This window comes from Halomonas sp. BC04 (genome assembly GCF_000568385.1).
In genome coordinates this window covers 1-7,853 of the sequence record NZ_AZQX01000433.1, presented here as the reverse complement: position 1 = coordinate 7,853, position 7,853 = coordinate 1, and the positions used below count along the sequence as shown (strand labels likewise).

Sequence of the window (7,853 nt, the reverse complement as noted above, 5' to 3'; positions counted from 1 at the left end):
CATCCTCGCCGACCCGCATCAGCACCGGGTCGCCGATGACGAATACTAGGAGAAAGCCGAGTGTCAAAGCAAAAAAGATGACCACCAGGCCCTGTGCTATCCGGTTCAGAAAATAATACACGGCTTCTCGCTCCTCATGTTGGAAACTGACCTGTTTTCCGATAAAGGAAAGCGTTGTCGGCGGGACCAACCAGTATCAGTTGCCACTGTTTTTCATAGATGTTGTTATCATTATGGATTGTGACATGGGAGGAAGGCGGGCACCTTAATACCCGCCACCCAAAGGTCACTCCTCATTGACGTAGATGGCCTTCCAGTCTTCCATCAGCATCGAAGGATGCGGATAATATCCTTCGAGACGCTTGCTGACACCCATAACAATGGGACGCAGGTAAAGGAAGGTGCCGGGAGGATCGTTGTATTGCATCTCCTGGAGGGCGTAGTTGAGTTCATCGCGACGGTCTTGATCCACTGTGCGTTGGAGTTCTTGGTACATCTCCTCGAACTCCGGACGGTCCCAGTGGGTCGAGTTACGTTGACGCGAGTCACTGATGGCATACATGTCTGTTTCCGGAGTATTTTCTGCGGCCGACCAGGTGTAGGCGTGCACGCCGAGTGAGCGGTCCATCCAACGCTCACGCATAATGGCCGGATCGACCAGCGACACCGAGCCGACATCGACACCGACCATGCGCCAGTACTGGGCGGTCGCTTCGGCATGCTCCATGGCTTGAGGTTGCATGACGTCGATTTCGGGAATTTCGAAGTTCGAACAGTTCGCCTCGGCGAGCAGTTCCCTGGCCTTGTCGGGGTCGAAGGGGTAGGGCTCGAGACCGGGGTGGTCATTGGGTGGATTGACCATGGTCTTCATGGCCAGATCCCGATTACCGAACGCGAATGCGTCGATCATGGCCCCACGATCCACGGCATAGTTCAATGCCTGGCGTACTCGAGCATCCTCGAGGCACTCGTCCACCGTCAGGTTGAACATGACTACGGCTCGAACCACGCTGGGGGCGACGATAACTTCGGTGTTCTCCTCGCTTTCCACAGGGCCTACGAGGTCCGCTGTCAGGCGTACAATGTCCACGTTACCCGTCAACAGCTCCGCCACCGAGGTGGAGATCTCCGGGATCATGAGAATGCGTAACTCATCAATGTTGCTATTCTCGTCCCAGCCCCAGTAATCCTCATAAGCCTCGAAGGTATAATGCTCATCCGTCGCATAGTCGACCAGCCGGTACGGACCAGTGCCCATGGGGCTGGTCAGTGCATCCTCGTAGCTGAGATTCTCGTAGTGGTTCGGCTCGAGGATGAAGGCACCGTTGCGGGACAGGCGCTGGAGCATGATCGGAACAGGTTCAGAGGTGTGGATATCGACGATGAATTCATCGATCACCTCGACTTCCGTGATGGGTACATCCAGGAATTTGTCCGCACCCGGGTAGTCTTCGTCGAATACGCGATCGATGGAGAACTTCACGGCGTGGGCATTGAAAGGCTCGCCATTATGAAAGGTCACCCCTTCACGGAGATGAAAGCGCCAGGTAAGGTCGTCGGTCTGTTCCCAGTCGACCGCCAGGCCAGGCTGGATACCCGATTCGCCGGTTCGGCCATCAAAATCGTAGACGAGGGGCTCGAACTGCGCCAAGTGTGCACGGTGCTCATCATAGGTTGAACCACGAATTGGATCACCGAAGATATCGATGGCCTCGTGCATCACATAGGTGATGCTGATCTTGTCGTCATCAGCCAACACAGGTGCTGTCATCAGGCCTGCCAGAGCCAGCGCGGTAACAGTTTTTCCCAGGAGCTGGCTTGGTGATGAGGGTATGCTTCTGTTCATTTGTATTGGAAACTTTCGCTTGAACATGAGGTGCCTCATTGTGTGAGTTGTTTTAATAATTAATTTCGTGATTTTTCAATGTGATGGATGTGTCTCCTGTGGCTGGTGAGTGTTTGTCACACCTTGACGTCGAAGAAGTCCCTCGCCCAATCCCCAAGGAGATTGAAGGCAAGTACGGTAAGTGTGATCGCAATGCCCGGAAATACAGGCGCCCAGAAGTTGGCGAGCATGATGTCACGAGCACCTGCCAGCATGTTGCCCCAGGTGGGAATGGCAGGGGGGATGCCCAAGCCGAAGAAGCTCAAAGCTGCCTCATAGTAGATGGCCATGGCCAGTGAGAAACTGGCAATGATCAACATCGAGGCGACGCAATTGGGCAGGATATGCTGAAGCAGGATACGGGTGTTACTGGCACCGAGCGCAATGGCACCTTGAACGAATTCCAGCTCACGTGTCTTGATCGCCTCAGATCTGACGACGCGTGCGTAGAAAGCCCATTGGGCAAGTGCAATGACGCATACAAGCTCCAGCACCCCTGTGCCGATAATCGCCATGACGATCAGGCCGAGCAGCAGGCTTGGGAAGGCGAGCTGCAAGTCGGTAAAACGCATCAAGATGGCATCCAGCCAGCCACCAAAGTAGCCTGCCAGCAGCCCCAGGGTTACTCCAACGATGCCGCCCAGGATGACCGAGGCGACGCCGACAAGTAGCGTCATCTGAGAGGCATGGATAATACGACTGAGGATGTCGCGACCCTGTCCATCGGTGCCCAGCAGGAAGCGCATGTCGCCTTCGGCATTCCAGGCCGGTGGCAGCATGCGGTCGACAAGGCTCATGGCCTGAGGGTCATGTGGTGCAATAACATTGGCGAATAGTGCCAGTATGACAAGCATGAGGATGAAACATGCCGATACCAGGGCCGCCTTTGATTCGAAAAGCTGCTTTAGTGCAACCTTCCATGGGTTTCGTCTAACGGCAATGATCTGTTCCGGGGCCTCATATTCTGCGACCGATTCACTGGGGTGCCCGGGGATAAAGGTGTCCATGGGTTCCATTGGGGTCACCTGATCCATAGGTTGCTCTGGACTCGACCCGTAGCGCTTGCCTGTGTCTGTTGGAGGTATGCTTCTTGCCATCTTCAGAGCCTCATATCGTTGTTGTATCGAAGAATTATATGTTTATTGTCTTATGCAAGCCTTTAAATGGCCTGAAGAGACTTCTTCAAGAGGAGGAACGACTTCGGCACACTCCTTGGTAGCAATTGGGCAGCGGGTTCTGAAGACACATCCTGATGGCGGGCTTATAGGGCTGGGTATGTCACCCTGGAGAATATTTTCGTCTTTTCGTGGTCTCTCAGGATCGGGTACAGGCATGGCATCGAGAAGGGATTGCGTATAAGGGTGCCGGGGATTGTCATAGATATCCTCTTTGGTCCCAATTTCCATCAACCTTCCGAGGTACATGACAGCCACACGGTCTGAAATGTGCTCGACAACACCAAGGTCATGTGAGATGCACAGCATTGACAGGCCATATTCTTCCTTGAGATCCTGCAACAAGTTTATGACTTGTGCCTGAATGGAAACATCCAGGGCGGAGACTGGTTCATCCGCAATAATAAACTTGGCATCAACAGCCAGCACTCTTGCAATGCCGATCCGCTGACGTTGTCCCCCGGAAAATTCATGCGGGTAGCGGTCGATATGGTTTTCGGACAGGCCGACTTTTTTCAATAGTTCCTTGGCTCGCTCACGTGCTTGCTCTCCATGAGCAATGTTATGGATCTTCATGCCTTCGGAGATGATGGCGCCGACCTTCATCCTCGGGTTGAGTGCCCCGAATGGATCCTGGAATATGATCTGCAAGGGCTTGCGAAGAGAACGAAGTTCCTGCTTGCTTGCCGTTGCCAGATTCTGACCTTGAAAAAAGACATCACCGCTGGTGGGCTCTATGAGCCTTACGATGCAGCGGCCAACGGTCGTCTTACCCGAGCCCGACTCACCCACCAAGCCGAGTACCTCACCGGTATTCATCGAAAAAGAAACGTCCTGAATTGCCTTTACGTATTTCCGGTTGAAGCGATTTCCTATTGGAAATGTTTTCTGCAGGTTTCGAACTTCGAGAAGCGGCTGGCTGGCGCATTCAGGTTGTTCCAGAGAAGACGTATCAGGTACGGGGGAGACTTTTTCATATTGCATGGGTGGCTCCTGATTTTTCTTGTTGTAGCTTCTCTTGCTCGAGTTGTTTTTTAACCTCATCCTTTCGAGCGCAGCGTATTAGGCGGTCTCCTTCAATTTTTTCGAGGATCGGTGGAGTAGAGGTGCATGTCCCTTTTTCCATAAAGCGACACCTAGGATGGAAAGCGCAACCTGAAGGTAGTTGTAATGGATTAGGCATGCTTCCCGGGATTATTTCCAGTCGATTGTTTGCTGTCTTGTAGCCATGTCGTCCCGGCATTGAGCGCATCAGGCCTATGGTGTACGGCATTCTTGGGTGTTTGAATAGATCATTGACCGGTGCTTCTTCCACAACGTTTCCTGAATACATTACCACCACGCGTTGTGCCATTTCAGCAACGACAGCTAGGTCATGAGTAATGAAGATTATGCTCATGCCCATCTCTCGCTGAAGACGACGCATCAGCTGAAGTATTTGAGCTTGAATAGTGACATCGAGAGCAGTTGTCGGCTCGTCGGCGATTAGAAGTTTCGGCTCGGTTGAGAGAGCCATGGCAATCATTACCCTCTGCCGCATGCCTCCTGATAGCTGATGCGGATAGTTACCCATTCGAGCTCGAGGCTCTGGAATGCCCACCAGGTCCAAAGCTTCAACGGCTCGTTCGAAAGCTTGCTTATATGTTTCATTCAGGTGTGTTCTGATAGCTTCGATGATTTGCCAACCAACCGTGTAGACCGGATTGAGGCTTGTCATCGGCTCCTGAAAAATCATCGAAATATCATTGCCTCGGATGATCCGCATTTCATCCATCGATTTTTCTAGGAGATTCTGGTTTTCAAAAAGAATCTTTCCGCCCGCATTGCGTCCCGTGATAAGGCGCATGATGGCAAGGCTTGTCACTGATTTGCCGGAGCCTGATTCGCCGACAATGGCCAGGGTTTCACCCTTGTTAACTGAAAAGTTGACATCATTGACTGCTTTTACCACTCCATCAGGTGTATCAAAGTGAACCTGAAGATCTTGGACCTGAAGCAGCGGGCTTGATCTGGTCATGATATCACCTCGCTGCGCCCGGTTATGACGGCCTCAAGTGTCGACAGTGAACCGATGTGCCGAACGAGGTAGGGACATGATAGCTGCACGTGGAGAGTGGGGATCATGGCGGGCTCCTGATGTTGTTGTGTGGGAGCAGAGCAAGGGGCGGGGCGTTTTATTGTTTGGTACAGGCCCAACTACCCCTCATTTGCGTTCATGCATCAAGTCGCTCGACTCTTTTTGAATATTGTATTCTGTATAGTTGTGTCCCTTGGCCGTCGTCAAGGCTTTCCGCGGCTTTTTTATAGACATAAGTATATCGTTGCATTGTTAGGTGGCAATTAAGTCACTGAAATACAATGATTAAATTTACTTTCCTTTGTGGTGTTTTTTTATAATATATGCTTATCCGAATATCTTTGTTTTCTGAATTTGAATCCAAAATTTGAGCCTTATTCCTTTCGCAATGATCCAGAAATGTAGATGGCCTTGCTTTGAATATATGTTTTAAACCATGCAAAACAATGACTTATTCCATGTTCGTCAAATTTTTTCGTCATTTCATTGCGGGGTTCAATGTCGTGTCTATACTGAATCTTGTATTCAATAAAAGAAAAAGCAAATCGAGGAGAATTGATATGGCATTTCCCAGTGGTCGGCACTTTCTGCAGATTCCCGGGCCTACCAATGTGCCTGATGAAGTTCTGCGCTCCATGGACATGCCGACAATCGACCACAGAGGCCCCGATTTCTCGCGGCTGCTGCTGGGCATCCTCGACAAGCTTCGGCCGGTCTTCGGCACTGATCGAGTCGTGATTTTTCCTTCATCGGGCACCGGCGCCTGGGAGGCAGCTCTGGTCAATACGCTTTCGCCCGGTGATCGAGTCTTGATGTCAGAAACGGGGCACTTCTCTAGCCTTTGGCACGAGATGGCCACCCGGCTGGGGCTGGAGGTCGACTTGATACCTGGCAACTGGCGGCACGGCGCCGATCCCAAAGAAATCGAAGCGCGTCTCAAGGAAGATAAGGATCATCTGATCAAGGCTGTTGCAGTCGTTCACAACGAAACCTCCACCGGGGTCGTTAGCCGCATACCACAGGTGCGCCAGGCCCTCGATAACGCTGGCCACCCTGCGCTACTGCTTGTAGACACTATCTCTTCACTCGGCTCGCTGCCCTACGACCATGATGGCTGGGGTGTCGATGTCACCATTAGCTGTTCCCAGAAGGGATTGATGCTACCGCCCGGCCTAGGCTTCAATGCGGTATCGCCTAAGGCTATGGATATCTCTAACCGAGGCGGGGGGATGCCGCGATCCTTCTGGGACTGGGGCGATGTCGTCAAGGCCAACGAACGAGGCTTTACCCACTACACTCCCGCCACCAACCTGCTCTATGGGCTCGATAAGTCGCTGGACCTGTTGCTGGAGGAGGGGCTCGATAACGTCTTTGCTCGGCATCGTCGCTATGGCGAAGCGACCCGACATGCGGTGCGCGCCTGGGGGCTGGGGATACTCTGTGAGAACCAGGAGGAGTATTCACAGGTGCTGACGGCGGTGATGATGCCGGAAGGGCACGATGCAGATGCGCTGCGTAAAGTGATTCTCGAAAATTTCGATATGTCGCTGGGCGCTGGCCTGTCGAAAGTCGCCGGCAAGGTGTTTCGTATCGGCCATCTTGGTGCCTTCAACGACGTGACGCTGGCCGGTACTTTGGCTGGTGTCGAGATGGGGTTGCAGATGGCGGGTGTCCCGCACCGGGAAGGAGGGGTTCAGGCGGCCATGCGATACCTTGCCGAGACGGCCTAGGGCCTGGTGATAGAGGGGTCTGGAAAAATAGAGAGTATGGCGTGGACATCGCAGAAATGAGTGTTGTATGCAATATCGTTGACGCAGGGGCGAGCCACGCTATAGATGCCTCATCGACGAAGCACCTATAGGCCGCCACTTGTTGAAAGCGCCAATAGTGATGGCAAAGAGAATCACCCCGGCATGGACACGCGAGGAAACTTTGATGGCCACGACCAGTACACCGTATCCCAATCAGCGGCTGCAAGGCGCGGCCGACCAGCAGGGTACTTCGAAAGAAGGGGGCTCAATGTCCCGTCGCCAGCCCATTGAGCGCAGAACGCTACATGACGAAATTGTCAGCTCGCTGCGAGACATGATCACTGCCGATGAGTTTCCACCTGGCAGTAAGCTGCCGGAAAAATCGCTTTGTGATCATTTCGGTGTATCGCGTACTCCGTTGCGCGAAGCTTTCAAGGTGTTGGCCGCCGAAGGCATCGTGGAATTACTGCCCAGCCGTGGGGTGCGAGTCACACAGCAGACTCTGGAAGATATTGAAGAAATCTTCGAGGTGTTGGGCGTGCTGGAAGCGCTTTCCGGTGAGCTCTCCTGTCTGCGCATGAGTGAGGCTGAAATTGCCAGGATTCGCGAATTGCACGAGCGTATGGTCGATCACTTCAACAAGGGCGAGCGGTTACCTTATTTCCACCTCAATCAGGAGATCCATGAGTGCATCATGGCCGGAGCGGGAAATCGGCACCTTGCCGATGTCTACACCCGCCTTTCAGGCAAGGTGCGGCGTACGCGTTATCTTAGCAGTCTCTCGGAGCGGCGCTGGAAGCAGGCGGTAGGTGAGCATTCCGCCATGATCAATGCCCTGGAGAGCCGTGATGGAGAACGGCTATTCAGGATCTTGCGCGATCACCTCAAGAACAAGGCCGATGCCGCCAGAGCGACGCTGCTTGCAACTGAGGCTGAACATCACGAGACCAAATAAACCATGACAC

General features: G+C 53.0%; 6 protein-coding genes. 2 read left to right on the top strand and 4 right to left on the bottom strand.

What is annotated here, in order from left to right; translation table 11 throughout:
• Positions 1 to 286 precede the first annotated feature (286 nt).
• From Q427_RS28425 to Q427_RS28410, 4 genes are all read right to left on the bottom strand, one after another.
• Entirely contained in the window at positions 287 to 1,873 is a 1,587-nt protein-coding gene (locus tag Q427_RS28425) for an ABC transporter substrate-binding protein (RefSeq protein WP_197030863.1), read from the bottom strand.
• 89 nt (positions 1,874 to 1,962) lie between these two features.
• Positions 1,963 to 2,901: an ABC transporter permease gene (locus Q427_RS28420; protein WP_231613986.1), complete on the bottom strand. Its 939-nt coding sequence runs from the start codon at positions 2,899 to 2,901 to the stop codon at positions 1,963 to 1,965.
• Between the two features lie 123 nt (positions 2,902 to 3,024).
• Complete coding sequence (locus tag Q427_RS28415; RefSeq protein WP_081786262.1) at positions 3,025 to 4,044, bottom strand: ABC transporter ATP-binding protein; 1,020 nt, start codon at positions 4,042 to 4,044, stop codon at positions 3,025 to 3,027.
• Complete coding sequence (locus Q427_RS28410; RefSeq protein ID WP_051496809.1) at positions 4,034 to 5,077, bottom strand: ABC transporter ATP-binding protein; 1,044 nt, start codon at positions 5,075 to 5,077, stop codon at positions 4,034 to 4,036. Before Q427_RS28410 ends, Q427_RS28415 begins: the two co-directional genes overlap by 11 nt.
• Positions 5,078 to 5,595: 518 nt before the next feature.
• Between Q427_RS28410 and Q427_RS28405 the strand changes: the two genes are divergently transcribed.
• Together Q427_RS28405 and Q427_RS28400 are read left to right on the top strand one after the other, a co-directional pair.
• The gene (locus Q427_RS28405; protein WP_231613985.1) at positions 5,596 to 6,867 is read left to right on the top strand and encodes a pyridoxal-phosphate-dependent aminotransferase family protein; all 1,272 of its coding nucleotides are present in this window, start codon (positions 5,596 to 5,598) and stop codon (positions 6,865 to 6,867) included.
• A 205-nt stretch (positions 6,868 to 7,072) separates the two neighbouring features.
• On the top strand, positions 7,073 to 7,843 hold the full coding sequence (locus Q427_RS28400; RefSeq protein WP_197030861.1) for a GntR family transcriptional regulator: 771 nt from the start codon (positions 7,073 to 7,075) through the stop codon (positions 7,841 to 7,843).
• Positions 7,844 to 7,853 lie beyond the last annotated feature (10 nt).